Here is a 1,114-nt window from a genome sequence, read left to right as displayed (position 1 = left end):
TGCCGTGTGATCGGTCGCGGCCGGTGGTGATGTCTCAGCGGGGTGCTGCTGCCAGTTTTGTGTTGCCTGCGGAGTCGGTGCGGAGGTTGGAACGTTTGGCGGGGCAGCATAATTCGTCGTTGTTTATGGTGGTGCATAGTTGTTTGGCGGTGTTGTTGGCGCGGTTGAGTGGTAGTGGTGATATTGCGGTGGGTACTCCGGTCGCTGGTCGGGGTGCGGCTGTGTTGGATGATGTGGTCGGGATGTTCGTCAATACTTTGGTGTTGCGGACCGAGGTTGATCTCGGTGAGTCGTTCACTGGTTTGTTGGGGCGGGTCCGGCAGGTCGATCTGGATGCTTATGCTCATGCTGATGTGCCGTTCGAGCAGCTTGTGGAGCGGCTGGCTCCGCAGCGGTCGCAGTCGCGTCATCCTTTGTTTCAGGTGTTGTTGGCGTTTCAGAATCTCGAGCGTGTGGAGTTGGTGTTACCTGGTTTGGAGGTGTCGGTAGTCGATCTTCCGACCGGGGTGTCGCGTTTCGATGTGCAGTTCGTTTTGTCCGACGATCACGACACCGGTGATATGCGTATCGCTGTCACTTATGCCACGGATTTGTTCGATCCCGCGACGATCGATTCCATGACCCGTCGCTGGATCCGGATCCTGGAGTCGGTAGCGGTCGATCCCAGTATCCCGGTCGCGGCGATCGAGGTACTCGAGGCTGCCGAGCGAGCTGATCTGCTCACCCGTCATGGTCGGCCCGCCGCGGTTGCGGTCACTTTGGCGGAGTTGCTCGCTACCGCGGCCAGGCGAGATCCAGACGCGACGGCGATCGTGTTCGACGGTGAGCAGTTGAGCTATCGGGAACTCGATGAACGTTCCAACCGGTTGGCTCGTCTGCTCATCCATCATGGTGTCGGTCCGGAAGATGTTGTCGCGATCGGTATCCCACGTTCCGTGGAATCGGTCCTCGCGGTCTGGGCGGTCACCAAATCCGGGGCTGCTTTCCTGCCGATCGACCCGACTTATCCCACCGAACGCATCACCCATATGTTGACCGACTCCCGCACCGTGGTCGGTTTGACCACCAGCACCACACGCCCGCAACTGCCCGAGGACATCACCTGGCTGACCGT

Annotated in this window: 1 protein-coding gene; it reads left to right on the top strand. The window is 59.8% G+C overall.

The features are described 5' to 3' along the window. Window positions 1–29 precede the first annotated feature (29 nt). Window positions 30–1,114: condensation domain-containing protein (locus AB0C34_RS31575; protein ID WP_357081119.1), on the top strand; the 1,085-nt coding region annotated here is incomplete at its 3' end.

It is taken from the genome of Nocardia sp. NPDC049220 (assembly GCF_040647855.1).
Taxonomy (GTDB): Bacteria; Actinomycetota; Actinomycetes; order Mycobacteriales; family Mycobacteriaceae; genus Nocardia.
This window is presented reverse-complemented; position numbering and strand designations above follow the sequence as displayed.